The sequence below is a fragment of the Paraburkholderia sp. GAS199 genome, assembly GCF_050436585.1.
In the GTDB taxonomy this organism is placed as follows: Bacteria; Pseudomonadota; Gammaproteobacteria; order Burkholderiales; family Burkholderiaceae; genus Paraburkholderia.
On record NZ_JBNDMM010000001.1, the window covers coordinates 1,089,377 to 1,116,213 of the forward strand.

Annotated in this window: 24 protein-coding genes and 1 pseudogene; 18 read left to right on the forward strand and 7 right to left on the reverse strand. The window is 58.5% G+C overall.

The window, feature by feature from the left end:
- Positions 1-5 precede the first annotated feature (5 nt).
- The 6 genes from P3T18_RS04735 to P3T18_RS04760 form a co-directional block, all read right to left on the reverse strand.
- Entirely contained in the window at positions 6-914 is a 909-nt protein-coding gene (locus tag P3T18_RS04735; RefSeq protein ID WP_429298745.1) for a LysR family transcriptional regulator, read from the reverse strand.
- Positions 915-1,228: 314 nt separating this feature from the next.
- Complete coding sequence (locus P3T18_RS04740; protein ID WP_429298746.1) at positions 1,229-2,392, reverse strand: flavin monoamine oxidase family protein; 1,164 nt, start codon at positions 2,390-2,392, stop codon at positions 1,229-1,231.
- Between the two features lie 2 nt (positions 2,393-2,394).
- Entirely contained in the window at positions 2,395-3,063 is a 669-nt protein-coding gene (locus P3T18_RS04745; RefSeq protein ID WP_429298747.1) for a cupin domain-containing protein, read from the reverse strand.
- 62 nt (positions 3,064-3,125) lie between these two features.
- Positions 3,126-3,470, reverse strand: a complete 345-nt coding sequence (locus tag P3T18_RS04750) for a carboxymuconolactone decarboxylase family protein (RefSeq protein ID WP_429298748.1) — start codon at positions 3,468-3,470, stop codon at positions 3,126-3,128.
- Positions 3,471-3,771: 301 nt separating this feature from the next.
- Positions 3,772-4,545, reverse strand: a complete 774-nt coding sequence (locus P3T18_RS04755) for an SDR family NAD(P)-dependent oxidoreductase (protein WP_429298749.1) — start codon at positions 4,543-4,545, stop codon at positions 3,772-3,774.
- Positions 4,546-5,313: 768 nt separating this feature from the next.
- On the reverse strand, positions 5,314-6,054 hold the full coding sequence (locus P3T18_RS04760; protein WP_429298750.1) for an enoyl-CoA hydratase/isomerase family protein: 741 nt from the start codon (positions 6,052-6,054) through the stop codon (positions 5,314-5,316).
- Positions 6,055-6,630: 576 nt separating this feature from the next.
- Between P3T18_RS04760 and P3T18_RS04765 the strand changes: the two genes are divergently transcribed.
- The 14 genes from P3T18_RS04765 to P3T18_RS04830 all read left to right on the forward strand — a co-directional run bounded on the left by P3T18_RS04765 (position 6,631) and on the right by P3T18_RS04830 (position 21,854).
- Positions 6,631-8,394, forward strand: coding sequence for an ABC transporter permease subunit (locus tag P3T18_RS04765; RefSeq protein ID WP_429298751.1), 1,764 nt, complete (start codon positions 6,631-6,633; stop codon positions 8,392-8,394).
- A 119-nt stretch (positions 8,395-8,513) separates the two neighbouring features.
- Entirely contained in the window at positions 8,514-9,797 is a 1,284-nt protein-coding gene (locus tag P3T18_RS04770; protein WP_429298752.1) for an ABC transporter substrate-binding protein, read from the forward strand.
- Between the two features lie 55 nt (positions 9,798-9,852).
- Positions 9,853-11,289 (forward strand): alpha-glucosidase/alpha-galactosidase, encoded by a 1,437-nt coding sequence (locus P3T18_RS04775; protein WP_429298753.1) that lies wholly within the window; start codon positions 9,853-9,855, stop codon positions 11,287-11,289.
- Positions 11,290-11,359: 70 nt separating this feature from the next.
- Positions 11,360-12,463, forward strand: coding sequence for a LacI family DNA-binding transcriptional regulator (locus P3T18_RS04780; RefSeq protein ID WP_429298754.1), 1,104 nt, complete (start codon positions 11,360-11,362; stop codon positions 12,461-12,463).
- A 719-nt stretch (positions 12,464-13,182) separates the two neighbouring features.
- On the forward strand, positions 13,183-14,061 hold the full coding sequence (locus tag P3T18_RS04785; protein ID WP_429298755.1) for an alpha/beta fold hydrolase: 879 nt from the start codon (positions 13,183-13,185) through the stop codon (positions 14,059-14,061).
- 557 nt (positions 14,062-14,618) lie between these two features.
- Positions 14,619-15,296 carry a type 1 glutamine amidotransferase domain-containing protein gene (locus P3T18_RS04790; protein ID WP_429298756.1) on the forward strand — a complete coding sequence of 226 codons (678 nt, stop codon included), beginning with the start codon at positions 14,619-14,621 and terminating at the stop codon, positions 15,294-15,296.
- Positions 15,297-16,462: 1,166 nt separating this feature from the next.
- Positions 16,463-17,431 (forward strand): CobW family GTP-binding protein, encoded by a 969-nt coding sequence (locus P3T18_RS04795; RefSeq protein WP_429298757.1) that lies wholly within the window; start codon positions 16,463-16,465, stop codon positions 17,429-17,431.
- A gap of 32 nt (positions 17,432-17,463) precedes the next feature.
- The gene (locus P3T18_RS04800) at positions 17,464-17,967 is read left to right on the forward strand and encodes a DUF1097 domain-containing protein (RefSeq protein ID WP_429298758.1); all 504 of its coding nucleotides are present in this window, start codon (positions 17,464-17,466) and stop codon (positions 17,965-17,967) included.
- A 30-nt stretch (positions 17,968-17,997) separates the two neighbouring features.
- On the forward strand, positions 17,998-18,741 hold the full coding sequence (gene nthB, locus P3T18_RS04805; RefSeq protein WP_429298759.1) for a nitrile hydratase subunit beta: 744 nt from the start codon (positions 17,998-18,000) through the stop codon (positions 18,739-18,741).
- Positions 18,742-18,759: 18 nt separating this feature from the next.
- Positions 18,760-19,383 (forward strand): nitrile hydratase subunit alpha, encoded by a 624-nt coding sequence (nthA, locus tag P3T18_RS04810; RefSeq protein WP_429298760.1) that lies wholly within the window; start codon positions 18,760-18,762, stop codon positions 19,381-19,383.
- A 10-nt stretch (positions 19,384-19,393) separates the two neighbouring features.
- Positions 19,394-19,735 (forward strand): nitrile hydratase accessory protein, encoded by a 342-nt coding sequence (locus P3T18_RS04815; protein WP_429298761.1) that lies wholly within the window; start codon positions 19,394-19,396, stop codon positions 19,733-19,735.
- 35 nt (positions 19,736-19,770) lie between these two features.
- Positions 19,771-19,980 carry a CbtB domain-containing protein gene (locus P3T18_RS04820; RefSeq protein ID WP_429298762.1) on the forward strand — a complete coding sequence of 70 codons (210 nt, stop codon included), beginning with the start codon at positions 19,771-19,773 and terminating at the stop codon, positions 19,978-19,980.
- Positions 19,981-19,991: 11 nt separating this feature from the next.
- Positions 19,992-20,753, forward strand: a complete 762-nt coding sequence (locus P3T18_RS04825; protein ID WP_429298763.1) for a CbtA family protein — start codon at positions 19,992-19,994, stop codon at positions 20,751-20,753.
- A gap of 93 nt (positions 20,754-20,846) precedes the next feature.
- Positions 20,847-21,854 (forward strand): GlxA family transcriptional regulator, encoded by a 1,008-nt coding sequence (locus P3T18_RS04830; protein WP_429298764.1) that lies wholly within the window; start codon positions 20,847-20,849, stop codon positions 21,852-21,854.
- Between the two features lie 145 nt (positions 21,855-21,999).
- Here P3T18_RS04830 and P3T18_RS04835 read toward each other — a convergent pair whose 3' ends face one another.
- Positions 22,000-22,950, reverse strand: coding sequence for a LysR family transcriptional regulator (locus tag P3T18_RS04835; RefSeq protein WP_429298765.1), 951 nt, complete (start codon positions 22,948-22,950; stop codon positions 22,000-22,002).
- 181 nt (positions 22,951-23,131) lie between these two features.
- On the opposite strand from P3T18_RS04835, the gene P3T18_RS04840 reads away from it, so the two are divergent.
- From P3T18_RS04840 to P3T18_RS04855, 4 genes and pseudogenes are all read left to right on the forward strand, one after another.
- Positions 23,132-24,295: a M20 aminoacylase family protein gene (locus P3T18_RS04840; protein ID WP_429298766.1), complete on the forward strand. Its 1,164-nt coding sequence runs from the start codon at positions 23,132-23,134 to the stop codon at positions 24,293-24,295.
- Positions 24,296-24,396: 101 nt separating this feature from the next.
- Positions 24,397-25,173, forward strand: a complete 777-nt coding sequence (locus P3T18_RS04845) for an ABC transporter substrate-binding protein (RefSeq protein ID WP_429298767.1) — start codon at positions 24,397-24,399, stop codon at positions 25,171-25,173.
- A gap of 36 nt (positions 25,174-25,209) precedes the next feature.
- Complete coding sequence (locus P3T18_RS04850) at positions 25,210-26,049, forward strand: phytanoyl-CoA dioxygenase family protein (RefSeq protein ID WP_429298768.1); 840 nt, start codon at positions 25,210-25,212, stop codon at positions 26,047-26,049.
- Between the two features lie 520 nt (positions 26,050-26,569).
- A pseudogene (locus P3T18_RS04855) lies at positions 26,570-26,773 on the forward strand (integrase); the annotation flags it as partial.
- Positions 26,774-26,837 lie beyond the last annotated feature (64 nt).

Sequence of the window (26,837 nt, forward strand, 5' to 3'; positions counted from 1 at the left end):
TCAGATTACGCCGACGCCGGGACGCACGACTCCCACTTCAACACGTCTATCAGCGCCCGCAATGCAGGCGTCACATGCCTGCTTGGATAGTAGAGGTGCGGCCCTTCAAAAGGCACCGACCAGTCGTCCAGGACTTGAACAAGTCGGCCTGTTTTCATGTGCGGCGAGGCTTTTGGCTCAAGCACCATTCCAAGTCCGGCGCCCGCTACAATTAAATTCACCGCGACTTCTGGATCATCAACGATGAGTTGACCTTCCGTCTGGGCGCGGAATGCTTTTCCATCGCGTTCAAGTGTCCATGGAAAAGTCCCGCCTCGGGTGAGGAGGCGATAGCTGATGCAGTTGTGGCTCCTCAAATCGGCCGGCGAACGCGGGCAAGAGCGCCGTTCCAGATAAGCTGGCGCAGCGACAACGATCATGCGTGTGTCAGGACCTACGCGGACAGCGACCATATCCTGATCGAGATGCTGGCCCCACCTGATCCCCGCATCGAAACCACCCTGAACAAGATCCACCAGTCGGCTATCCACGGTGATTTCGACGGAAATTTTCGGGTTGTCTAAAAGAAATCCCGGTAAAGCCGGCGTCAGCACGGCGAGCGCGGCAAATTGGCAGGTCGTGATTCTGACAAGCCCTGACGGTGTGCCTTGCCGTTCATTGATGGCGCCAATGCCGGCCTCGACTTCTTCCAGTGCGGATTCGACTGAACGCAGCAACCGCTCGCCGGCTGGCGTGGGGGCGACGCTTCGTGTGGTCCGCGCGAGTAGCCGTACGCCCAAGCGCATCTCGAGGCTTCTCAGGGTATGACTTAATGCGGACGGGGATAGGCTGAGCTCGGCGGCCGCACGCGTGAAACTGCGCGCACGCGCGATGGTCGCGAACGCCAAAAGTTCATCGAGTTGCCCTCGCTTCATGCTGAACCTCGCTCAAAAGCGTTGGTGGCTACGGGATCATATTGCTCGTGCGCAGTCGCGCTAAATTGCGGTCAGTCGTTCATTCATGAATCAGGTTCGTCATTGGACGCACGACTGATCCGGGCTTCCACTCGACGGTCTTGCTAAACGCCTGCCAAACGGGAGCGGCAACAGCGAACTGCTTTGAGCGAACTCGTTGCCGACCTTGCTCGTGAGCAAAACGTTGTGGGCAAGATCGATCAAGTACTCTCATTTTGAAAAAAGAAGCGTAGTTTCGACGCAAACTTATACGGGTTCCTAATTATCGCGTGATGTCACCGTCTCAACGAAACAGGACTTGGCGAACGAACATCGGCACGAGTGGGAAAAATAGGTAATGCCTGGACTGCCTCGCGCGCGGCGTCAACAGCGCCTGCGACATACTCTGGAAATTGCAATGACCATTCGCTGGCGATGCCGGTCAAGCGTCCGCGCCAGGGACCGGATGTGGCCGTGCTGGACGGTGCTTCAGCGTGGTGGCCCGCCGCTTCCAGATCGGCGGCAGTGGCCGTATAAGGGTCTTGCGCCCAGTCTTTAATGACGTCGGCACGGGGCGTCGCTGCCTGCGGCCCAAACAGGCGTGCAAACTGCGCTTGGCAGTGCGCGCGCAAGACGTCTTCGGAGACGCTCCTGCGCACGTGCGCCGGAATCCCGAAGAAGCCAAACAGCGCCGCGCTGCCGCCGGGCATGGAGGCGTCGTGGATCTCGCCTAGAGGACCACATGCACTACGGGCCTCGCCAGAAAGTCCCTGCTCGCGCCAGAACGGGGTATCGTAAATGGCTATGTATTTGGCGTGCGGCGCCATCCACGTCTCTGTCGCGCGCCATTGCTGACTCAGTTCTTGCGGCAAAGCGGGCTCGAAGGCGATGGTGTCGTCGACAAGGCGTGGCGGCAGCGCAAGCAACACATGCTCAGCGCGCCAGGTTGTGACAACCCCGTCGGCGTTCGTGCTGTCCAACTCTACATACGTTTCCTTGCTGCGCAGGCGTCGCACCACCTGACCGGTAACGATCTGCTGTGGGTCCAGTGTGCGGTGCAGAGCATCGATCAGCGCGTCCATGCCACCAATCAGGCGGACCGAAGTGGGTGAGTTCATATAACCGCCCACACGCACAGGCGGCTCGTTGTGTGAGCGCTCCACCACCGTGTCGCCCGCCTCGAATTGCGTGAAGCGCTCCAGTCCCAGTTCATCGACGAGGCGATACAGTTCGCGCTGCTGATCGGGCCAGAACCAGGTCGGGCCGAGGTCGAACCGGTCGATAGTGTTCGCCATGTCCGGCGTGGCTCGCCCCGACGCGTCGACGGACGCGATCCGGCCGCCGAGCGTATTTCGCGCTTCCAGCAGCACATATTCCCGGATGCCTTCGCGCGCCAGCAGATGAGCGGCGTACAGGCCACTCAATCCTGCACCAACGATCGCAATGCGTGTGGTCTGCATGGCTATGCCTCTATCACCCGGCCGGCCAGGTGACCGGTTTTCAGAAAGACGGTGGCACCATGCGCGCCCGCTGCGATCTTCGGGGAGTGGCCTACGGGCAAACGCATCCAGCTCCCACGCTCATAGGATTTGTCGTCTGCCAGAACCTCGCCGGCCAGCACCAGCAGTTCAGCGCCTTCCACAGGCTCGGCAAACAGCACTTCGTTTTGCGCAAGGCGTTGCAGACAGACCTGTTCGACGTCATCCGAGAATAGCGGGCAGATTTCGCGGCCATTTTGGCGACGCCAGGCGGCTGGGTCGCCAGTGTTAATGCGCACTCGACGACACTCGTCGGCTCGCATCTGCTGGAGTTTGACGAAGATGATGGCGCCCTCGCGGCTGGACGGCTGGTGGCTTGAATAAGGCGGATTGCGCAGATACCAGCCTGCCGCGTAGTGCTCGTCCCCTTCGGAAAGCGTGCCGGCCAGTACCAGGATTTCCTCGCCGCCGGGGTGAACGTGACGAGGAAAGTGGGAGCCGGGGGCGTATCGCACGATGCTGGTCGAGCGGGCCTTCTCTGCGCCCACCCGGTCCAGCATCACGCGTTCGACGCCGCTTTGGGGCGACGCGACCCATTGATATTGGTGGGACGCCACGATGGCGGCGCGCGAAAAATCGGCGTTAATAAGCATGGACGAATTTCCAGACGTGGCAGCAACAGAGCCCGCCCGCAGCAGGCATCTGCTGCTCCGGCTTACTCGTTGGGCAATTGCTGGTAGGTCTCGATGACGCGCGCGGAGTAGGTCAGTGCGGCGCCGGCGTTCAAAGCAATAGCGACGCCGAGTGACTCCGAGATTTCTCCCAACGTGGCACCTGCCTCAGCGGCCTTTTTCGTGTGCACGGCGATGCAGCCATCGCAACGTGTTGTCACGGCCACGGCGAGGGCGATCAGTTCATGCATCTTCGGTTCGAGATGGCCCGTCTTGCCGGCAGCGTTCTCGATCGTCATCAAGCCGCGCATCACGTCAGGGGTCTGCTTGGCGTAGTCGCCCACGCGTTCCAGGAGAGACTCACGGTAGGTGTTCCAGTCTTGCATCATGGCTTTGGTTCCTATTCGGGTTAAGTGCCGGGCGCCTGCATTGCGCGCAGCGATCAGGACTTACGCGATGTGATAAACACGTCCGTCGGATGTGGCAATCAGCAATGGTTTGAAGTCACGGCTCTATTTGCAGCTAGGCGCCCACTTTTTCTCTGGAGTCGAAGCCACGAAGTACCTGCACATCTTCTTCGCGCGTCAGCGGAACTGGCATCGGCGTCGTTTCTGTTGATTTGCAGATAGACCATTTGCACTTCTCCTTGCGAGATGGTTTAAATCACCGCGAGCGCCTACACGCTTCGCGTCAGTTGCGGCCGGCCATCACGCCGCCGTCAACGTCCCAGATCGCGCCGGTGACCCAAGCCGCCTTGTCGGAGAGCAAAAAAACGACGACTTCGGCAACGTCTTGCGGAGTGCCGACACGACCAATTGGGTGGAAGCCGTTGAAGCCTTGGAGTGCAGCGTGGACCTCAGCCTTCGGAATGAAACCTTCGTAGATAGGGGTCTGCACGACCGCCGGTGACACCGCATTGACGCGGATATGCTTTGGTGCCAACTCCATCGCAAGGTGCTGGGTCAGCGAGTGCAAGCCGGCCTTGGCCATCGAGTAGGCCGACGACGGTGTTGCTGCGATGGCCTGCTTGGCCCACATCGAACCGATATTGACGATCGCACCCGAACGTTCGTTGGCGATCAAATTGATTGCAACCTTCTGTGTGATGAAGAAGAACGCCTTGTTCAGCCTCATGTACTGGTCGTAGTCCGCGCTCACGTGTTCCAGGAAAGGCTTGGGGAAGAACACGCCTGCCGCATTGACCAGCAGGTCGATGTCGGCATGTTGGTCGTCGATGGTCTTGAGTAGCGCGGCGAGTCCCTCGTCGCTGGACACGTCGGCCGTCAACGCCCAAACCTGACCGATAGCAGCCAATTCCTTGCGCGCTTCCTCGGTCTTGTCTGGCCGGTGGCCGACGATTACTACACTGCCGCCTTCGGCGAGCACCATGCGTGCCGATTGCATGCCCATCCCGCTGGTGCCACCGACGACCAGCATCTTTTTGCCGTGAAATGTATTGCTCATCTTGAGAACTCTTTAAACGCCTGTCGACCGACAGGTTTTGATGAAGGGAAAGCCCGGATGAGGCACTCGGCGCACGCCGCTGCCCACATCCGTGCAGGAGGTTGCGACCTTCCTGATCCAGCTTTGGTCGCAATCGACACCAGCACCCGCTGGGAGAAAAACTATTAAATCCGCCAGGCATGGGCTACTAAAACCCCGTCACTCGGCAGAGGTGCTTGCCTTCGATTTAGCTGAGATTCTTCACCTCTTCCCATTTGCGGACAAATGAGAAAATGTGTCTTTTATTGAAAGAAAATCTTTATTGACATGAAGATGCTCGGTTCGCTGCGCCTTGGCTTGCGAAGGGGCGAGGTCGATCCGGAATGGGCGATGCGGGGAATGCCGCTGGTTCATCATCGCAACGACGTCGCCGAGTACGAGAGCAGGGGGCTTCAAGTGGGAACCGCGAGTTCGGCATCCGACTTATGTATCGTCAAGTCGTGCGCCCTCGGCTCGGGGGCCGCATTGAGCGGACTCGACCAAACGCTGATGGAGTGCGTCAGAAGCCTTTGGGGGCCACGGCATCGTCCCCCAAAGGTCGCAAGGTGCGCAGGTTTGAAGAGACGGCGCCGTTGGGTCTTTGCGATCTTGAACAGTGACTCGAGATCGACATCGCTCGACGCTACCAACACGTCACATCATGGGCCGCCTGACGCAACTCCAACCGACGGTCGAGCGTTGCGTGGCGAAAAGGACGGACTAGTCATTGCTGCGGCGCGAAATGTGGTGCTAAGCGGAGATCGGCTCCCAACTTTTTCTCGTCAGCTTGAGATCTGCCCTCAACGGTGTGTCTTCGACATCGTTCAGCAGTTTTTTGCTCGTCCGCGGGTCCAATGGTGAAGATGCGAGTAGATCGCGGACGACTGCTTCGGTGACATTCTCGAGTTCGTTATCTACCGCGAATTCCGTTGCAATGCCCCAGTCGTAGGCCTTTATTCCTTGTATGATGCGCGGTCTCATAACCATGTCTCTGGTTCTGCCGGTGCCGATCATGCCGTGCAGGCGTGCGACACTATCGAAGCAGAGAACCTGTCCGGCCTTATGCGTTGGCAGCGCGTAAAGCGTGGTCTCCGTAACGATACGGAAATCACATGCCAGCGACAGCTCGAAGGCGCTACCAAAACAGTACCCCCGGTTTGCGGCAATCACAGGCTTGCTGCAACGCGACGGTGCACCCAGAGCGAACGCAAGCCTCGACGAATCTAGTGCAGACCCATGATTTGGATCACTCCGCTCGAAGCCGTAGGAAAAGTGTTCGCCAAGACCACGCAGCACGATGACGTGAATGGCAGGGTCGATGTCCAATGCCTCGATCACGATCTGCAATTGTTCATGTTGTGCGAGCGACATCGTATTGAATGGAGGCCGGTCGAACACGATATCGGCGCGCGAGCTTTCTGCATTCAGATCGACATGGAAACCGTCGAAGTGCGTCGGAAGTTCGGGACCGCCAAAAGCTAGTCGTGTCATATATTCCTCTGATGCAATATTGAACGTGACGCGTCGGCGACCGTTGTTGAATTGATACGATCATTGCGCGGTGGTGCGCACACTAATCTGGCCCATGACTTTGCTAGCTACGGGAAGGACAACCCCAAGATCAATCTAACACGCGTTAGCTATTTTTCAATCGAAAAGTGGATCGCCGTTCCAAGTTGCCGAATACCGGTTGAATTCGCCAGCACGATGAGAATAAGTAGTAAAAAACTCCGCGTGAGTCGTTTTGAATCGCACGTATTTGCTTAAAAATGGGAATTGATATCGACTCGCCAGCTATTGATCGTCCGTGTCTTGAGAAGCCAGCGCTTGAATGTTTCTTGCGCATCACCTACGCTCAAAACGGTCCCTCCGGTGCCGACGCTTCATGTGCCCAAGATGCTTGACAGCATCTTTTTTTGACGTCTTTAACTAACACGCGTTAGCGGTGTTACTCCGGGAATTGTCATGACAACGACTCCCGTCGACAGCGCTCGACCGCTCATCGCATCGGTGCAGTTGGGATCACGGTTTTGCGATCGAGAAACGTTGACCGCATGGTTGATGATCTTGCCTTCACTAACCGGTCTCGTGGTGTTCTATCTCGTGCCGGCGGTGAGGGCGCTCGGCATCAGCATGAGCGACTGGAACCTCATGTCCCCGTCTCACGATGTCGGCTTCGATAATTATCGTGCGATCTTCGCTGATGGCGAGTTCTGGCATGCGCTCGCGCTATCTGCGTGTTATGTCCTTTTCAACGTTCCGCTGCAAACAGTTGTCGCATTGCTGCTGGCAGTGTTGATGGACCGTCTGTGCCGGGCGCTTGCCCTGCGCGCAATCATGCTCCTGCCATTTTTGCTCTCGAATGTGCTGGTGGCATTGATATGGATGTGGCTTCTCGACCCGACGCTTGGCTGGGTCAACGCAAGCCTCCTGTCGGCAGGTGCCTCCGCGCACACGTTTTTCAGTTCACCCGTCGAGGCGCTTGCGACAGTCGCGACTGTCAATACGTGGCGCTACACGGGCATGATCGCGCTGCTGTTGCTGGCTGGCATGCAGCGGATTCCCCGAAGTCTCTACGAGGCAGCAATACTGGATGGCGCGGGTGAATGGCAACTGTTTCGCTCGATCACGCTGCCGCTGTTGCGGCCAGTCATGTTGTTCGTGCTCGTGACGAGCATCACGGGAGCCTTCCAGATCTTCGATACGATTGCCGTGGCGACTAGCGGCGGGCCGGCCAGTTCGACGCGTGTAATCGTCTACTACATCTACGAGAACGCATTCAAATTCCATAAGATGGGCTACGCGTGCACCATGTCGATGGCATTGCTGCTCGTCATGGCTTTGTACACGGCAGTGCAGATGCGGCTTTTTCGTACGAACGAAGAAGATCTCGCGATTCTCAGTGTCGAACTCGATACAACCCACCATACGACCTCTAGGCCGCCGCGAACCCTCAAACGGATTGGCGTAGCGCGCATGCTCGCGTGGTGTGTGCTCGCAGCACTCATCGCCGTCATCTTGATCCCGTTCTGGATCGTGCTGCGCACGGCGCTCACGTCCTCCATCGACCTGTACGCTTCAACGGGCGCATGGCTGCCACCCGCATTCACGCTGGAAAACTTCAGGCGTGCACTTGGCTTCGTCGCCAGCGACGTCGCGCTCATCGATGGCGGATCGGGTAGCAATGTGGACTTCCTGAGGTCGTTGCTGAACTCGGTGATCTTTACAGGATTGGTCGTAGCCGGGCAGGTCGTTTTCAGCGCGATGGCCGCCTACGCATTCGCACGATTGCGGTTCCGCGGGAGGGGAGTGTTGTTCGCCCTGTTTCTCGTCTCCCTGATGCTGCCGAATATCGTTCTTTTCGTTCCCAACTTCATTCTGATCAAGGAACTCGGCTGGCTCAATACGTATGCCGGAATGGTGGCGCCGTTCATGCTCGTGTGGGCGTTTGCGATCTTTTTTCTCCGGCAGTCGTTTCTGGCAATTCCGCGCGAACTCGAAGAAGCCGCGCGTCTCGATGGCGCGTCGTACTGGACGATTTTCTGGAGGGTCGTGGTTCCCGTCAGCATGCCGCCGATCGCGGCTGTCGCGATTCTGTCGGGTGTCAACGCGTGGAATGAATTCTTCTGGCCATTCATCGTAGCGAACGCCGACGATGTCAAGGTTCTCCCCGTTGCGTTGCAGGCGTTCAAATCGCAAGCGCCGCAAGGCGCGCCGGACTGGACGGGTCTGATGGCGGCGACATGTCTGGCGATGGTTCCGGCAATTTTTCTACTACTCGTTTGTGGCCGGTATGTCGTCGAATCCGTGCAGTCCGTCGGCAGGAAATAATCGATGCGATATCCCTTGCAGACGACTATCAGGATTGCGTGATCGTGTTAGGAACGGATATGAACATGAGGCTCTCTTCACGCTGTTGCTGCCGAAAGCCAGCGCCGCGGTTCGCTGCCATGGTTGCTGCATTGGTCACCACGCTGCACGCGCACGCCAGCACCGTGGAAATCCGGTATGCCCTGTGGGATGCGAATCAGCGTCCTGCGTATCAGGCCTGCGCCACCCAGTTCGAAACGGAGAACCCCGATATACGTATCCGGATTTCACAGGTCGGATGGTCGGACTACTGGACCGTCCTCACGACGCAGTTTGTGTCCGGTACAGCGCCAGACGTCTTTACCAATCATTTGATGAAGTATCCCGAGATGGTGATCAACGGGCAACTGGTCGATCTCACTTCATATCTCCTGCGCGATAAGGTTGCGACTGACAATTACTATCCAGCGTTGTTGATGAACTGGTCGAAAGACGGACATCAATACGGGTTGCCAAAGGACTGGGACACCGTCGCTTTGGTCTACAACAAGAAGATGTTCGCGGACGCCGGCATCCAGCCAACTACCATTCCCGACTGGACGTGGAATGACCGTGACGGAGGTACGTTCGAGAAGGCCATTGCGAAGCTGACCATCGACGCCAACGGCAATCGTGGCGATTCGAAACAATTCGATGCGCAGCACGTAGCAGTGCGCGGCTACCAGATCGGCCGCGCCGGCGGCATGATGGGCCAGACCGAATGGAGTACCTTTGCCGTGTCAGAGGGTTTCAGATACAACGATGGCCCGTGGACGACACACTACTATTACGACGATCCGCGTCTGGCGGGTACGCTCGAGTGGTTCGTGCGACTTACGAAGAAAGGTTATTCCGCCCGCTTCGACGAAGCCAGCCGGCTCGGCAGTTCAGCACTATTCGCAGCGGGCAAGACCGCGATGGTGAGCGACGGGTCATGGATGGTCAACTGGTACGCACAGAATGCGAAATTCGAGGTTGGCTATGCTGTACTGCCCAAAGGCACAGCGGGACGCGTCACGATGTTCAATGGCCTGGCTGACTCGATCTGGAGCGGCAGCGAGCACAAAGAAGCAGCGTGGAAATGGGTGAAGTTTTTAGGTTCCACGGCTTGCCAGAAGATCGTCGCACAGCGCGGTGTCGTGTTTCCTGCAATCAGGGATCTCGACAGACTGACCATCGACGCTCATGCCAGGCGCAAGCTAGATACGCAGGCGTTTCTCGACATGACGAAAGCCACGACGTTCCAGCCACCCATAGCGAAAGATGGCGCGCAGATCGACGCGATCATGGATGCAACCATCGAGTCGATACTGCTGGGGCGGGCCAATGCAACTTCGGCGCTAAAGGATGCCAATGCAAAGATCAATGAGGTGACGCGCCGCTAGGTAACTCGGCGCCGTCCGGTATTCCTTCCATGCACGCCCAACGGAGATGAGTTCAATGTCATCGGGAAAGCCAGTCAGGATTGCTTTGATCGGAGCGGGCAGTACCGTATTCGCGCGCAATCTCCTCGGCGACATGCTCGGCTACCCGGAACTTGCGAACGCCCGCATTGCGCTGCAAGATATCGACGCGCGGCGGCTCGAGCTTTCGGCGCTCGCCGCAAGAAGAGTGGCGGAGCATCTGCATGTGAGTCCGGAGATCATCGCGACGACCGATCATCTGCGCGCGCTCGATGGCGCCGATTATGTGTTCAACCTGATTCAGGTCGGCGGTTATAAGCCGGCCACCGTGATCGACTTCGAGATCCCAAAGCGATATGGACTCGAACAGACCATCGGCGACACGATCGGCATTGGCGGGATCATGCGGGGATTGCGCACCATACCCGTGATGCTCAAGCTCCTTGCCGACATGGAGCGCGTATGTCCCGACGCCTTGCATCTGAATTACGTCAATCCAATGGCGATCGTGTGCTGGGCAATGAATCGTGCATCGTCGATTCGTACCATCGGCCTGTGCCATAGCGTGCAGGGTACGGCCGCCGAACTCGCAAAAGACATCGCCATGCCGCCCGCCGAGATCCGATACACGTGCGCCGGCATCAATCACATGGCCTTCTTTCTGAAGATCACACGAAACGGCGAAGATCTCTATCCCGAGTTGCATCGTGTGCGAGTCGAAGGGCGCATTCCTGCTTCAAACCGGGTGCGCTACGAAATGCTGAACCTGCTTGGCTACTTCCCCACGGAATCGAGTGAACATTTCAGCGAATACGTGCCGTGGTTCATCAAGCGCGGGCGCGAGGATCTGCTCGAAAGATTCAATATCCCGCTTGACGAGTACCTGGGGCGCTGTCAGGTCTATGAAGCTTCGCGAGATTTTATTGAAGAAGAGTTTCGGGAGCCGGGCTCGCAAGATCCCGAAGTTTTCCGAGCTGCCTTGCTCGATCAGGGTTTCAAGGTGATGGACGCGCGGCACGACGGTGCGGTGGCCCGTCTCGAAGCGTTGCGTACGGTTACACGCTCGCTCGAATACGGCGCAACGATCATCCACTCAATCGAATCCAGCACCCCGAACGTCATCTACGGCAACGTGCCCAACACCGCGCTCATCGATAATCTGCCGCAAGGGTGCTGCGTCGAAGTGCCGTGTCTGGTCGATGGAAGTGGTGTGCAGCCGACGCGTATCGGCGCACTGCCTCCGCAACTCGCCGGATTGATGCGAACGAATATCGGCGTGCAGGAACTCACCGTCGAAGCAGCGCTTACCGGTCGGCGAGAGCATGTCTATCATGCCGCGATGCTCGATCCGCATACAGCGGCCGAACTCGACGTGGAGCAGATCGTGGCGCTCGTCGACGATCTGCTGGAAGCGCACCGCGACTGGCTGCCGGAAAGTCTTCTCCAGCGTTCGCGCGCCGAGGTGGGAGTTTGACGCGGGCCTTTCAGCCAGCATCTGCGAACCTGCACATGTAGGATTTCCTGATCCTGTTGTCGTTTCCAGAATGAGTCCGAAAACTTCCACAACGCGTGTCACCAGCAGCCAGGTCGCCAAACTCGCGGGTGTCTCGCGCACCACGGTTTCGTTTGTACTCAACGACGTGCCGCACATGGGGATAAGTGAAGAGACGCGCATGCGCGTGTTGAGCGCCGCACGGCAGTTAGGCTACGTACCTAACGCGGCGGCGCAATCGCTCGTGAGCGGGGCAACGCGTACCGTGGCGATCGTCACGCCGCATAGCGAACATCTCAAGGTCGACGCGTTCATCCCACGCATGCTGGCGGGCGTCAACGATACGTGTCATAAATACGGCTATAAGGTGATTTTCGAGCCGGTGATCGACACCGGGCGTCCGGGCGGAGGTTTTATCGACATGGTCGACAGCCGGCGTATCGATGGACTCATCGCTATCAACACGCCGCGCTCCGATGACGTTCATCTCGCGCGCCTCGCCTCCGAAGGCTTTCCGCTCGTAGTCTTCGGCTCGAAACTGGTCGAGCATGCGAACCTCTACAGCATCGATGTCGACATGCGCGAGGCGTCGCGTGCCGCAACGCTGCATCTGCTCTCGCTGGGTCACCGCAAGGTCGCCTATCTCGGCTTTGCGTCCGACGAATACCACGGGGTGACGGAACGACTCTACGGCTATCGCGATGCGATGCGCGAGTTCGGCCTCGGCGCGGAGTTCGAGCGAGTCGGATTTGCAAACTTCAGTGTGCAAAGCGGATATGACGCCATGAAAGCGATGCTCGAATGCGGCCCGACGTTCACCGCGCTATTCGCCGGAAACGATACCATCGCATTCGGTGCGATGGCCGCCATGCGAAAAGCGGGATTACGTATTCCCGAAGATATCGCGGTGGTCGGATATGACGACATTCCACTGGCCGCTTTTGCGGCGCCGCCATTGACCACCATGCGAACGTCACCGTACGAGCAGGCATGTGAGGCAGCCACGCTGCTGGTCAGGCTGATGTCGGGTGAGCGACCGGCTGAGCTACATTCGATGATGGCGGTGCCGCTCGTGATACGCGAGTCCTGCGGCTCGCCGGTTGTGCCTGCTGCGGCGGCGGCGGGCGAGTCGGGTACTGAGGCCGGGCCACAGTAAGCATGTCCGCCGCGAGATAGTGCTGGCAACATTGGAGTCTTCGCGGAGGAAACGAAGCTTGCGCGAACTGGATCCTTTTGTGATTGGCGGCGAATGGCAATCCGGACAGCCAGCAGTTTCATCTGCGCGGTAATGGATGTGACGGCGGGTCGGCGAGACGGCGGGCGGTGAACTCAGTGCTCTATACATAAAGATGCGCAGGGCAGGGAATAGACGTACGCACTCAGTGCGATTCTTTACTTCGACTTTTTGCAGAATCGAACTGCAGTCGGATGTTACTTCAGGATTGAAGATACGATGATGACGCGCCAGATACCTGTTCCGAAATTTACTTTAATCCAGATAATTAGCATATCGTAATTATCGAGATGATCGACAAAGAATAACCGTCACTCCCAACGAGGAATATTGCGAAGATGGCAACGACCAGTTTTGGCATGCCGCAAGGTAATTTCAGACCGGACCGCCGCAAGCCCTGATCGTCACTCTTCGCTGGCAGTTGAGGCAAGTCTCGGCATCATGAATTCATGGAGTCAAACGAAGCCCAAGGAGGTGTCATCTCTGAACTCACACCAGTAAGAAGGAAAACGTAGTGACATCATCGGGTGCCGGATTCGCCGACCTGTATTCACTATCTGCTGCAAAGACAAACGGCTAATTTTTATCGATTGCCCTCTGGGGCCGCGGCGTCATCAGCATATTTTATTGAGAACCACATCATGAACTCCATTCCTGTAGTTCGGTACAAGTACGAGAAGATTGACGGCCTCAATGTGTTTTACAGAGAGGCGGGACCTATGGATGGACCCGTCGTCCTTCTGCTTCACGGTTTTCCAACTTCCTCGCATATGTTTCGAAATCTGATTCCGATTCTCGCGACGAAGTATCACGTAATCGCACCCGACTATCCCGGTTTTGGCCAAAGCGACGCACCTGCGCACAACGAATTTGCATATGGGTTCCAGCAGTACGCGAACATGATCGATGAATTGTTGAACCGGCTGGCAATCGATCGTTTTTCGATGTACGTGATGGACTACGGAGCACCTGTGGGCTATCGGCTCGCGCTCAAAGGTCCAGAGCGTGTTACTGCCTTGATTGTTCAGAACGGTAATGCATATGTAGAGGGTCTCCGTGAGTTCTGGATTCCGATCAAGGCGTATTGGGCGGATAGATCGACCAGCAATAGAGAAGCGCTACGCAGTCTTCTGACGATCGAAACAACTATTTTTCAGTACACGGACGGCGTCGCCGATGTCTCCCGGATTAGCCCCGACAACTGGGTACATGATCAGGTGCTTCTCGATCGCCCCGGCAACGACGAAATTCAGATGGACCTATTCCTCGACTACGGAACGAATATCCCGCTCTATCCGGAATTTCAAGCGTTCTTTCGTCACTACAATCCGCCAACGATTATTGTCTGGGGAGAGAACGACAAAATTTTTCCGGCAGAAGGCGCCCACCCTTATCTGCGCGACCTACCGCGTGCCGAAATGCACCTTTTTAATACGGGACATTTTGCTCTGGAAGACAAACTTGACGAGATCGCGCCATTGCTGCTCGACTTTCTTGGCCGTTCAACCGGCGCGTCGTAAACGCCGGGATCGCTGTTATCTGGCGTCGACACATGCCTGAATTCTCGTGCGGTACCTTGATTCACAGGTAATGACGTCCGTAAAGCAAAGACCGGTTTTTTTGCTAGTTTCATCGAAATTTATCGGAAAGCACGGCAACTGAAAGAGATTTGACAGAAGGCATACGCTACTGTCATGACGTTGTTTTCCATCTTTCTTGTCTCGAGCAGGCTTTCGTCATGGTTGTTCTCGCCTCAATTGCGAAAACAAGTCTTGAATCGGCTCTAACCGGGACAACGTCATCCTGCGCCGAAGTCTCGGTGTTCTCGTCATGGAAATGCACTGTTGTAACTTCGCCGCGCGGCTCATCGCACTTCATGGTCATGCTGCGAAAGCCATTTGAGGCTACGTCGACCTCGTGCTCTCTGCGCGATTGGCATGCCCGAGCTGGCTTCAAGGAATGAATATGGTGATTCTCGGCAACTCGCGTGCGTCCCACGGAGCGAGCCACGGCTTTAAAGATTGTCATCCACGTAGTCCGCCGCGTTGATGTGGGTTTGAAATCAAAGGAGTCCATCATGACTGTCAAATATGTGCTGTTCATTCTGACAAATGCCGCAGAGATCGGTCCAAACAAACGGCCCACGGGTTATTTCTATCCCGAGGTGGCGCATCCCATCGAGGTACTCGACGATGCGGGCATCGCGGTGGAATTCGCTTCTCCGAAGGGCGGGAATCCGCCATTCGACGGCTACGATGAGCAGGACGCCGCACAGCGCGCGTTCAGCAAGAGCGACGCTATCCGTCGTATGGCGCACAGTCGCGTTTTGTCGGAGGTCGACGTCCTCGACTACGATGCGATCTTCTTCCCGGGTGGTTTGGGTCCGATGGTGGACATAGCAAGCGACCCCGATGTCAAGCATGCAGTTCTACGCGCCTGGAACGGCGGGAAGATTGTTTCGGCGGTATGCCACGGTCCGGTCGCGTTTCTCGGCGTCAACCTCGACGACGGCACACCGCTGATCAAGGGGCGGCACCTGACTTCCTTTTCCAACGCCGAAGAAGAGGGCTACGCGAAAGCCGACGTGCCGTTCATGCTCGAAGAGGCGCTTCGCGCTTCCGGGGCGGAGTACGCATCGACGGAACCATGGCAGTCAAAGGTCGTGGTCGATGGACGCTTGATCACTGGCCAGAATCCTGCGTCGGCAGGTGGTGTCGGCGAAGCCATCGTTGCTGCGCTTCAGAAATCGAAATGAGGATTACGCTCGAGTAGATTATTGTCGTTGCTTGCGGACGGGTTGCGCGACCTGCAGCACATGACGGAGACGTTTGTGCTCGATGATCGCGCGCCCAGATCGATTTCAGCCGGCCGGTCGTGCTGCCTGCACTGTAGCGCGCAGCCATCCACCCGGAGTTCGGTCCGTCAATGAACCAGGGGTGTCGTGCGCGCAAGCTCCGACCAATCGAAGAGAGTCGGAAATCACCAAGATGGTTTTGGGGAATTACGACTGGCCATTGTGGGTCTGACTGGATCGACCAACTCACTACAAAACCGTGATGGAGTTGTGGATAAGAAAAAGTATTCGGTTCGGATCGGCTGGTACATCGCCTTGGTGTTGATTTCCATCGTCTTGCTTGGATTCGTGTTCCGACACTGGAAGTTGCTTATTTTTCGGCACTGGCTTGTTACCTCCCGGCGTCACTTCTTTGGATGCTATTGGGACCGCTCATCCAAAGAGCGCGTTTGGGCAGCACTAGGTTCCTTGGAATCGAAGAGCGCACTTTGCTGATTTCCGTCATGTTCGGCGGAGTCTGCGTCAGCGCACTGTACTTAATTCTAGGGCAACCGACGCTCGCCAGGTTAGGAGTCGTAGGAGTGCTTGCCGGGATAGACGGCATGATTCTTTCTGTCGAAACTCGTGCCGGTTCCGCGATTTAAGCAGCGGCGTCGGTATAGGGCACACGTGTATCCTGTGGATCGATCGTTGTCGGGCTTCGTGCAGCCAGCTATAGACCTCCTGAAAGCGTGTGTGCCTTCGTACATTCACGAAAACACGGCGCTTTGCTTGATCGGAGAATCGCACGGTGAATACCGCACGGGAAGACGCTTTCCGCTATCGTGTTCGCTTCCGGTTATCACACTGATCCGGAAGTCCGCCGCACAGTATCGGATCGAAACTCTCCCTATCTGCAGGCGTTTGTGCACCACGTTGGCGGCTACGCCTGCGAGCCGGAAGCGGGGTCGTCGGAGGAAGGTGTGTCTGTTTTGGTGCGCTTGTACGAGAACGGACATTGGACGTGAATGACCCGGACGACTATCTGCATGGCGCGGACAAGTCGAAAAGTTGGGCCTGGAAGTCGCTAGAAATCGTGCAATCACAACTCGTGCACCGCCTAAAGGCGAGTGCCAAGGACGACTTCGATGCGACTCAGGACAATCCCCACGACCGTCGTGACCGGCTTTCTCGGCGCCGGTAAGACCACGCTCGTCAATCACATTCTCGATTCGACGCGGCCCATGCAGATCGGCATCGTCGTGAACGAATTCGGTGAAGTCGGTATCGACGGCCAGTTGATCGTCGCCGACGAAGAAGCCGTCATCGAGATCAACAACGGCTGCGTGTGCTGCACGGTGCGCACGGATCTCGTCGCGAGCGTGCGCGATCTACTGGCGCGTTTTGGCGACCGGCTGGAGCGGCTGATCGTCGAGACCTCGGGACTCGCCGATCCCGCGCCGGTGTTGCAGACGTTTCTCGCCGATCCCGACGTGCGCGAGCGCGTCGAACTCGAAGCCGTCGTTGCCGTGATCGATGCACTGCATGCAAACGCGCAACTCGACGACGACATCGCGCGGGAACAGGTCGTGTTCGCCGATCGCATCATCGTCAACAAGACGGACGTCGCATCACCGCAGACTGTTGCTGCACTGGTCGAGCGCATCCGACGACTCAATCCCACCGCACGAATCGACTTTGCGAATCACTCTGCGGTGGACGTGGAAACGCTGCTCGGCGTGCGCACTTTTTCGATCGACAACCTGCTCGCGGTCGAACCCGACCTGCTCGACGAAGCCGGCCATGATCACGAGCACGATGACTCGATCGCGTCTTGCGCATTCGTCGTGCCGGGTGTCATCGACGCGCAGCGCTTCAACCAGTGGGTAAACCAACTCGTGCAGACACAAGGCCAGCAACTGCTGCGCATGAAAGGCGTGCTGAATCTGCACGACGAAGCGCGGCGCCTGCATTTTCACAGCGTTCACATGCTGCTCGATGCGAAGTTCGGCAAGGCATGGACGCGCGAAGAAAGCCGCGAAAACCGTTTCGTGATGATCGGCAGAAACATCGACGCCGAACAGATGCGTGCCGGTCTTCTTGGCTGCATGCACTGATTTTTTCCATCTTTGATCCAAGGAGCACGCACATGAAAAAGGCTGAAGCGTACACATTGAGCATCGGCGTTCTTGCTGTCGCCGATACGTATCTCACGGGAACGCTGCTTCCCGTTCCGGTCTGGGTCACGTTCATCGCGTGGGCGTCGTTTTTCGTATTGGGCGGCGGACGCGCGGGTTTCGTTAAAAGCGTCGCGTCCAATCTGACGGGACTCGTGATCGCCTCGCTGACTTTGCTGTGCATCACGACGACGAGCGGCAGTGCGCTGGCCGTTGCCGTACTGGTTGGTATGGGCAGCGCGGCGATGGTGCAAGCGTCAAAGCTCAAGCTGCTCGACGTGTTGCCCGCGATCGTGTGGGGCTTTGCATCGACAGTCGGCACTAGCGTCGCCACCGGCAACGCAATTACGACTGCGGGCATGGGAAACCCTGCGCTCGTCGGCGCGGCTGCGCTCGTCACGGGCGCCGTGTTTGGCTTCGTATCGGAAATCGTCGGCGAAGCGCTTGCAGTCAAGCGCGAACCGCGGCTTGGTTGAATCCCCTTCTATCACTGCGCGGAGTGAACCGTGAAACTACAGCATCACCTAGGCGGCATCGAGAATCTTGGCCCCGTCAGCACTGAAAAGCGCGTATTCGTCGAACCATGGGAGAAGCGCATCTTCGGCATTCACACTGTGATGATGGCCGAGAGCGCGCATCTGAAGGACGCGTTGCATGCGTATCCGGTCGACGCGCTGCCCACTTCGTTCAAAAGCGACTGGACATGGGCGTCATTGCGCACGGGTGCCGAAGACATGCAGCCGTTCGAATACTTCAAGTACCGCTACTACGAAAAGTGGCTCGGCGGAATTTCGCAGTTTTTCGTCGATCAGGGTTACATCACGGCGCAAGAACTCGCAGACAAGACCGCGCACTATCGAGGGAACCCTGACGCCGCCTTGCCCGACAAGCCGGATGCCGCACTCTTCACGCAGATCGACGCCTATCTGCTGAACGGCGATTCGGGCTATCACACGCCCGAGCACGCAGCACGCTTCGCAAAAGGCGACATGGTGCGCATCGCCGACCCGGAGGCCGTCGATCACACCCGGTTGCCGGGCTATCTGCGCAACAAGACAGGTGTTGTCGATCTCGTCTACCCGGGCGCGTTCTCGTACTTCGTATCGACGGGCGTGGACGGCATTGGTGAGCCGATGCCGGTCTATCGGATCGCCTTCAATGCCGCCGACATCTGGGGTGAGGGCAAGAGCGAAGCCAACACCACCATATACGCGGACCTGTACGAAGCCTATGTCCAACCTGCCAATTGAACCGATAGCGAGATCAGCATGACCCAACTGTTCGAATTTCCAGAAGACCGCGAAGCGTCCAGCGCCGCGAAAGTGCGCGCACTCGAAGCGCTGCTGATCGAGAAAGGCGTGATCGGCAGCGATTCGGTCGACGCCGTGCTCGCGCACTTCGAGACGATGGCGGGACCGTTCAACGGCGCGAAGATCGTCGCGCATGCGTGGGTCGATCCGGCGTACAAGCAGCGTCTGGTTGAAGACACGCCGAAGGCGATTGCCGAACTGTCGTTGCCGCTCGGCATGGCGGGCGCGGAAGGCGAGCACATGGCCGCTGTCGCCAACGACGCGAATGTCCATAACCTGATCATCTGCACGCTGTGCTCGTGTTACCCGTGGCCGGTGCTCGGGTTGCCGCCGTACTGGTACAAGGACCCGGTGTTTCGCGCGCGCGGCGTGCGAGAACCGCGCGCCGTATTGCAGGAGTTCGGCGTGAGCGTGCCCGCAGAAAAAGAAGTGAAGGTGTGGGACAGCAGTGCGCAGATCCGCTGGTTCGTCGTGCCGGAACGTCCTGCGAACACCGAACATCTCAGCGAGGCGGAACTCGCCGCGCTCGTTACGCCAGAATCGATGATGGGCGTCGCGCTCGTCGCCGCGCCCACCGCTTGAGGTCGTTCCTATGTTCACGCGCTTCGAGGAATACGCCGCGGCATCGATGCTTGGCACGTCGGACTCGCCGCCCCGTCTGGACGGCAAGCTGTTTTTCACCAATCGCTGGGAACGCGACGTGTTCGGTCTCGCGTTGTCGCTGTCGAAAGCGGGCTGTTTCGAATGGGAAGACTTCCGCCAGAACCTGATTGCATCAATTGCGAAGTGGGAAACGGCCGGCTGCGAGAACCAGCCGCGCTGGGACTACTACGAGCGTTTTCTCGAGGCGCTGCTGAATGTGGTCGAAGCGCACGGCGTGTTGTCGCGCGATGAACTCAAAAAGGTCATCACGGCACGCCGCGCCGCGGCATGACCGTCCATTGAATATTTATTTTAGAGAGGTCTTTTATGAGCGAAGCTGCACTCCAACCCGTAGACGCAATCACACCCATTCCGCTGCGCGAACTGCTGCCGTGGATCGCCTTCGGCGGTCTCATGATGCTGCTCGTGCTCTACTTCGTTGGCGCAGAGCAAGGCGCGACATCGATCGTGCCGGGAATGTACGTGCATGAATTCGTGCACGATGGCCGGCATCTGCTCGGCTTCCCCTGCCATTAAAGGAGACGATCATGGTCGGCAAACTGTTGATGCGCGGCATGCTCGCGGGTGTCGTCGCGGGTCTGATTGCATTCGGGTTCGCGAAAGTAGCGGGCGAACCGCAGGTCGAGCGCGCGATTGCCTTCGAGGAACATGTGCATGCGATGGAAGGTGAGGCGCCCGAGCCCGAACTTGTGAGCCGGGATACCCAGGCGGGGCTTGGCCTGCTGACGGGCGTTGTCGCGTATGGCGCTGCGTTCGGCGGACTGTTCGCGCTGACGTTCGCGTACGCATGGGGACGCGTCGGCAAGCTCGGCGCGAGACCGTTGGCTGCATGGCTCGCACTGGGCGCGTTCGTCGCTTTCGTCGTGGTGCCAAATTTGAAGTATCCCGCAAACCCGCCGTCCGTCGGTGACCCGGACACGATTGGCTACCGCACGGGGTTGTTCTTCCTGACGATTGCGATCTCAGTTGCAATCATGGCGTTGGCGCTGAATGTGCGTGCCGTCGCCGCGCGGCGTTTCGGGCAATGGAACGGCGCACTGGCGGGTCTTGTTGCATTCGTCGTGATGCTGACCGTCGTTCTCGCCGCGTTGCCGGTCATCGACGAAGTTCCGGCCGCCTTCCCGGCGACGCTGCTGTGGAAATTCCGCGTCGCCGCGATCGGCATGCAAGCCGTGATCTGGACCACGCTGGGCGCGTTGTTCGGCGCGCTTGCCGAACGCACTGAACGCGCCAGTGCGCGGGCGCTGCGCACATCGGGCGACGCCAGCGCCGTGAAGCAGGCTTTTTGATCACTCGGCGCTCACCACGTTGGCATGTAAACTGAGCTTTCATTCCGCCCGCCGACGCGGGCGCCCGTCTTTCAGCGGATTTGGACGCCTGTGATGAAACGGATCAAGGTCGGCATGCTGGTCTTCCCCGGTTTCCAGTTGCTCGATATCGCCGGGCCGCGCGACGCATTTGCCGAAGTGAAAGTGTTGAGCAAAGGCGAGGGCGAGTACGAAATGCTGACGGTTGGCACGACGCGCGGCGCGGTGCAATCGTCGAGCGGACTCACCACGATGCCCGACCGCACGATCTTCGACGAGTGCCCCGATTTCGACACGATCATCGTGCCCGGCGGACTCGGCATCTTCGACGCATTCGACGATCCCGCGCTCAGCAGCTGGCTCAAGCGCCAGCACAAGCATTGCAGGCGGTTATCCGCGATCTGCAACGGACTCTTCGCGCTTGGCTCCGCGGGGCTTCTCGACAATAAGGTGGTGACCACACACTGGATGGATGTGCCGCGACTGCTGGAGACATTTCCACGAGCAAAGGTCGAGCCGGATCACATCTTCGTGCGGGATGGCGACATCTACACGACTGCCGGCGTGACCGCAGGCATCGATCTTTCTCTGGCCATGATCGAAGATGACTTCGGCCGCCAGATGGCTATTGATGTTGCGAAGTACCTGATCGTCTATCTTCGGCGAGCGGGCGGACAGTCGCAATTCAGTCCGCTACTGGAGAGTCAGGCAGCGTCGGATTCCAATATGGTTGCCGTGCAGCAGTTCATTCTCGAAAACCTGCATGTACCGCACACGGTGGCATCGCTTGCTGAGCGAGTTCACATGAGCGCGCGCAATCTGTCCCGTATCTTCGCAAAGGAGTGTGGCGTCACGCCAATGACCTTCCTCGCCAATGCACGAATTGACGCCGCACGGCGGCTTCTGGAGGCAACTGACCTTTCGCTCCGGGAAATTGCAAGCCGATGTGGTTTTGAAGGGACTATCGGGTTTCGTCGAGTATTCAATCGCCGGCTGCAAATCAATCCTATGGATTACCGCGATAGATTCCGATCGAAGACGGTGCGACGCGACGGCGCCGAGCATGCTCGAGCGTCACGATGATGGACAACGCAACTGACTGTCTGTTGACAGTCGTTGCCAGTGGTTGTTGCTGACTTGCGCAAGTCGATCCGCGACCTTCCATCGACGCTGTGACACAGCGACTGCACACGTCTTAAAGCCTTGGATCGCCAAGGCCAGGTCGAAATCAGATCAACAATTCCACCGATCGCAGAACATGCTGCGTCTCCGATGAGGTCGATGCGACGCCCTCTCGAATCGTCTCGATCATGCAATTGAGAAAGCACGTCGATGCGGCGCTCAGCGGATGGCCGCTGCGGAAAATCACGCCGACCATCGCGTCTTCGACGTCTTCTCTCAGCGGGATGGCGCACAGTCCTTCGCGAGCCGCGGTCACCTCGACCAGCGGCCACGGAAACACGCTGACCATGTCCGTTTTTCTAAGCAGCGACAGCGCGATGGACAACGAATGTGTGACGTGAATCTTGCGCGGCGTCGCCACGTTGTAGCGGTGGAACATCGAGTTGGAACCGGGCGTGTCGGTCTCCGGATCCCACGTCAACAGCCAGTCGAGATCGACCAGATCGGCGAGCGAGCGTGCGTTGGCGAGCGGATGCCGCTCGCGTGTGACCAACGCACACGTCGACGAAAACAGCAGGCGGCAGTCGAATTCCGTGCTCGATGCGCCCGGCGTCGGGCGGCCAATGAACAGATCGAGGCTGCCATCGCGCAAACGCGGATTGGCATTGGACAGCAAGCCCTCGAAGAATTCGAGGCGGATGTTCGGCATACGCTCGCAGAAGCGCGTCACGGCGTCTGGCAGGAACGTCATCGCGATCCACGGCGTCACCGCGATCGTGAGTTTGCCGTGCGTGACACCGCGCAGCGTATCCATGGCTTCCTGCGCACGCGCGAGCTGACCGACCATCAGCCGTGCATGAACCAGCAACGTCTGGCCGCTCTCGGTGAGCGTCACACCGGACGAAGTCCGGGTAACCAGCGACATTTGCACGCTTTCTTCGAGCTGCCGCAGATTCTTCGTGATCGCAGCCGGCGATGCGTTCAACGCGCGCGCCGCGCCGCGCACGCCGCCAGCTTCGGCGATCGCGACGAGGGTTCGCAGGTGGTGCAGTTTCATGCTTCTCCTTGAACAGGACCCGGCGGCAGCCAGACGACCTGCGCGCCGTGCGCCAAACCGCGGGCGACGAAGTGTTCACTTTTGGTTGACGCGTTCACGATTCTAGCTCTCCCGGACCTTTTTCTGACAGGCTACGTTAGCGCTACGTGTTCACTTTTCGAAACAAGGCGACCCAACGCGAATGGCCTCTACCCCCGATCTTCTCGCCCGCGGCGACGAGATGATTGCGCTGCGCCAGCGCATCCATGCGCATCCCGAACTCGGCTACGAAGAGTTCATGACCAGCGATCTGATCGCGGAGCGCCTTACGCACTGGGGCTACAGCGTCGAACGCGGATTCGGCGCGACCGGTCTCGTCGGCACGCTGAAGGCAGGCGATGGCGCTCGCAGTATCGGATTGCGCGCCGACATGGACGCGCTGCCGGTCACCGAGAAAACCGGTTTACCGTACGCCAGCGTGCATCCCGGCAAGATGCACGCATGCGGTCACGACGGCCATACCGCGATGCTGCTTGCCGCCGCCGCGCATCTGGCGCAAACGCGCAACTTCAACGGCACGCTGAACCTGATTTTCCAGCCCGCGGAAGAAGGACTGGCGGGCGCGCGCCGCATGCTGGAAGAGGGCGTGCTGAAACAGCATCCATGTGACGCCGTGTTCGCGATGCACAACATGCCGGGATTCCCGGCCGGCAAGCTCGGTTTTCGCGCCGGGCCGTTCATGGCGTCGGCGGATCAGGTGACGGTGCGCGTGACGGGGCACGGCGGTCACGGCGCGATGCCGCACAAGAGCGTCGATCCTGTCGTGGTGTGTGCGGCGATCGTATTCGCGTTGCAGACCATCGTGTCGCGCAACGTCCCGCCACTCGACATGGCGCTGATCACGGTCGGCTCGATTCACGCGGGCGAAGTGTCGAACGTGATTCCTGGCGAAGCGCATATGAAGATTTCCGTGCGCGCATTGCGCGCGGAGGTGCGCGAAACGCTGGAGCGCCGCATCATCGAAGTGATTCATGCGCAGGCCGCCGTGTACGGCGCGCACGCCGAGCTGAACTACGAGCGTAGTTATCCGCTGCTCGTCAACGACGCCGACATGACACGTTTTGCTCATGATGTCGCGCTCGAAGCGTTCGGCGCCGACGCTGTGCTTAACGATGTAGAGCCGTTCACCGGCAGCGAAGATTTTGCGTGGTTCCTTCAGCAATGCCCGGGCTGTTACCTGATCATCGGCAACGGCGAAGGCGAGCGCAGTTGCATGCTACATAACGCGGGATACGATTTCAACGACAGCATTCTGATGACCGGCGCACGCTACTGGGTCGAACTGGTCGAGCACTTTCTCGTTTGAGCCGTATGCCTGCATTGTCCAGTTTGTTGCGCTGCTTGCTATCCGGCGCCGCAGGCGGATGGATGCCCATTCACTTTCGACACGACCTCACCGGGAATGCCATGAAAAACGCGATCTACTCAACCCTCTGCGCGCTGACGATGGCGTCGTTCGCCGCGCATGCGCAAGATCCGCAGACGCTGCGCTTCGGCGTCGATCCGAGTTATCCGCCGTTCGAATCGAAGGCGCCGGACGGATCGTATGTCGGCTTCGATATCGATCTCGGCAACGCGTTGTGCGAGCAATTGCACAAGAAGTGCGTATGGGTCGAGCAGAATTTCGACGGCATGATTCCCGCGCTGAAGGCTCGCAAATTCGACGCGATCCTGTCGGCGATGTCGGCCACACCGACGCGCCGTCAACAGATCGACTTCAGCGATCGCCTGTACATGAGCAGCTCGGCGCTGATCGCAGTTGCGGGTTCGAGTCTTCAGCCGACGGCGCAGGCGCTGCAGGGCAAACGCGTGGGCGTGGTGCAGGGCTCGACGCAGGAAAGTTACGCGAACGCCGAATGGGCGCCTAAAAACGTCACGGTGGTCGCGTATCAGACGCAGGATCAGATCTATCAGGATCTGGTGACGCACCGGATCGATGCGGCGTTCCAGGCAGCCGTGCAGGCGGATTTCGGTTTTCTGAAAACGCCGCGTGGTGCGGGCTTCGCGCTCGTCGGCAAGCCGGTTGGCGACAGCCGTGTGGCAGGCGATGTCGCGATCGGCCTGCGCAAGGGCGATACTGCACTCGCGACGCAGATCAATCAGTCGATCGTGGCGATCCGGCAGGACGGCGTTTATCAGAAAGTCGCCGCGAAATACTTCAACTTCAATATCTACGGCGATTGAACCGCTGGGCCACGTTATTTCAGGAGGAGACAAACAATGGCTGAGTCTTTGAACGAGCGCATCGCGCGTGCGGTCACGCCACAGCTGATCGACGATTTTCGCCGCGATGGTGCAGTGTGTGTTCGGCAGATATTCACCGCCGACGAGATCGACCTGTTGCGCACCGGCATCGAGAGCAATATCGCTTCGCCGAGTCCGCGCGCGAAAGTGGCGAGCCGTCCCGACGACCCCGGCTGGTTCTTCGAAGATTTCTGCAACTGGTCGGAAATCGACGCATACCGCCGCTTCATTTTTGACTCGGCCGCGCCCGCGGTCGCCGCCGCATTGACGGGCAGCGAAACGGTGCGTCTATATCACGATCATCTGCTGGTGAAGGAACCGAACACGCGGCAGCGTACACCCTGGCATCAGGACCAGCCGTACTACAACATCAGCGGCGGCGACAACGTCAGCATGTGGATTCCAGTAGATCCGGTCGCGCAAGCGTCGCGGCTCGAATTTGTCGCGGGTTCGCATCTCGGGCCCTGGTTGATGCCGCGCACGTTCATGGACAATCAGGCGAAGTGGTTTCCGGAAGGAAGTCTCGCCGATCTGCCGGATATCGAAGCGAACCGGGACGCGTTTCCGATCATCGGCTGGGCGCTCGAGCCCGGCGATATGGTGTGCTTCAACATGCTGACGCTGCATGCGTCGGGCGGCGTCGGCGGGGCCTCGCGACGCCGCGCGTTTTCGGTCCGCTTCATTGGCGACGATATCCGTCATGCACCGCGGAAGTGGCGCACATCGCCGGAGTTTCCCGGCCTCGTCGAAACCCTACGGGAAGGGGCAGAGATGGAAAGTCCTCTGTTTCCGGTGGTTTGGTCCCGCAGAGGCTAGAGGAAGGCAGAGTAGCTCTGAAATTTCGGGCTAACGCTGAGTTCCTCCTGGCGGTGCCAACACAAAGGCACTTCGAAATACGACGTGGTCGAGAAAGTTATTTTCCCGACACCTCAAGTGTGGGTCATCGACTACGGAGTAAAGGTTTTTTGCGAGTCGAGACCACCAGGGTTTGCAACTGTCGGACAGCGAGTGCAAGGCAGAGTATGCATCGATATCGACCCGTATTTTTGCAAAGAGCGTTTGCTTCGGATGCAAGGCATGCCAAGTCTCTTTGTCGATTGGCGGGTCACTCGGATTCAGCAGGAAACCACGCCTTGGATCGAAAGCGCGGCGACAGACGCGTGGACCGATGACGGTGGTGGAGCCGACTACCTCCTATCGCTGTCGATATAGATGTCGGCTATGCGATTCCGAATCGGACCCTCGGCTATCATTTCTCAGTGACTGTAACGGCTCGTGGATCGCCCGTCGGCGGTTGGCGCAGACTGTCTTTCCTTCCGGGCAAAGGAGAACCGTCATGGAATCGATTGATGCTGGAAGCGTGCGGCGCGTGCCCTGGAATAAGGGAAAACTAACGGGCCAGAAACCTCCACTGAAACTCAGGGAAATTTGGGCGATTCGAATCCGCCTGCAGCTTGCGGCAAAGACTCGCGAGCTTGCGATGTTCAACCTGGCGATTGACAGCAAACCCCGAGCTTGCGATCTCACAGAATTGCGGGTGTCGGTTAGGAAATTCGGGTTTATTGCAACAACCGGCGTGCCAAACATCGGACAGTGAGTCGATC

Coding starts and splice junctions, on each gene's coding strand:
- P3T18_RS04735 (WP_429298745.1), bottom strand. CDS start 914: ATGAAGCGAGGGCAACTCGATGAACTTTTGGCGTTCGCGACCATCGCG.
- P3T18_RS04740 (WP_429298746.1), bottom strand. CDS start 2,392: ATGCAGACCACACGCATTGCGATCGTTGGTGCAGGATTGAGTGGCCTG.
- P3T18_RS04745 (WP_429298747.1), bottom strand. CDS start 3,063: ATGCTTATTAACGCCGATTTTTCGCGCGCCGCCATCGTGGCGTCCCAC.
- P3T18_RS04750 (WP_429298748.1), bottom strand. CDS start 3,470: ATGATGCAAGACTGGAACACCTACCGTGAGTCTCTCCTGGAACGCGTG.
- P3T18_RS04755 (WP_429298749.1), bottom strand. CDS start 4,545: ATGAGCAATACATTTCACGGCAAAAAGATGCTGGTCGTCGGTGGCACC.
- P3T18_RS04760 (WP_429298750.1), bottom strand. CDS start 6,054: ATGACACGACTAGCTTTTGGCGGTCCCGAACTTCCGACGCACTTCGAC.
- P3T18_RS04770 (WP_429298752.1), top strand. CDS start 8,514: ATGGTTGCTGCATTGGTCACCACGCTGCACGCGCACGCCAGCACCGTG.
- P3T18_RS04775 (WP_429298753.1), top strand. CDS start 9,853: ATGTCATCGGGAAAGCCAGTCAGGATTGCTTTGATCGGAGCGGGCAGT.
- P3T18_RS04780 (WP_429298754.1), top strand. CDS start 11,360: ATGAGTCCGAAAACTTCCACAACGCGTGTCACCAGCAGCCAGGTCGCC.
- P3T18_RS04785 (WP_429298755.1), top strand. CDS start 13,183: ATGAACTCCATTCCTGTAGTTCGGTACAAGTACGAGAAGATTGACGGC.
- P3T18_RS04790 (WP_429298756.1), top strand. CDS start 14,619: ATGACTGTCAAATATGTGCTGTTCATTCTGACAAATGCCGCAGAGATC.
- P3T18_RS04795 (WP_429298757.1), top strand. CDS start 16,463: ATGCGACTCAGGACAATCCCCACGACCGTCGTGACCGGCTTTCTCGGC.
- P3T18_RS04800 (WP_429298758.1), top strand. CDS start 17,464: ATGAAAAAGGCTGAAGCGTACACATTGAGCATCGGCGTTCTTGCTGTC.
- nthA (WP_429298760.1), top strand. CDS start 18,760: ATGACCCAACTGTTCGAATTTCCAGAAGACCGCGAAGCGTCCAGCGCC.
- P3T18_RS04815 (WP_429298761.1), top strand. CDS start 19,394: ATGTTCACGCGCTTCGAGGAATACGCCGCGGCATCGATGCTTGGCACG.
- P3T18_RS04820 (WP_429298762.1), top strand. CDS start 19,771: ATGAGCGAAGCTGCACTCCAACCCGTAGACGCAATCACACCCATTCCG.
- P3T18_RS04825 (WP_429298763.1), top strand. CDS start 19,992: ATGGTCGGCAAACTGTTGATGCGCGGCATGCTCGCGGGTGTCGTCGCG.
- P3T18_RS04830 (WP_429298764.1), top strand. CDS start 20,847: ATGAAACGGATCAAGGTCGGCATGCTGGTCTTCCCCGGTTTCCAGTTG.
- P3T18_RS04835 (WP_429298765.1), bottom strand. CDS start 22,950: ATGAAACTGCACCACCTGCGAACCCTCGTCGCGATCGCCGAAGCTGGC.
- P3T18_RS04840 (WP_429298766.1), top strand. CDS start 23,132: ATGGCCTCTACCCCCGATCTTCTCGCCCGCGGCGACGAGATGATTGCG.
- P3T18_RS04845 (WP_429298767.1), top strand. CDS start 24,397: ATGAAAAACGCGATCTACTCAACCCTCTGCGCGCTGACGATGGCGTCG.
- P3T18_RS04850 (WP_429298768.1), top strand. CDS start 25,210: ATGGCTGAGTCTTTGAACGAGCGCATCGCGCGTGCGGTCACGCCACAG.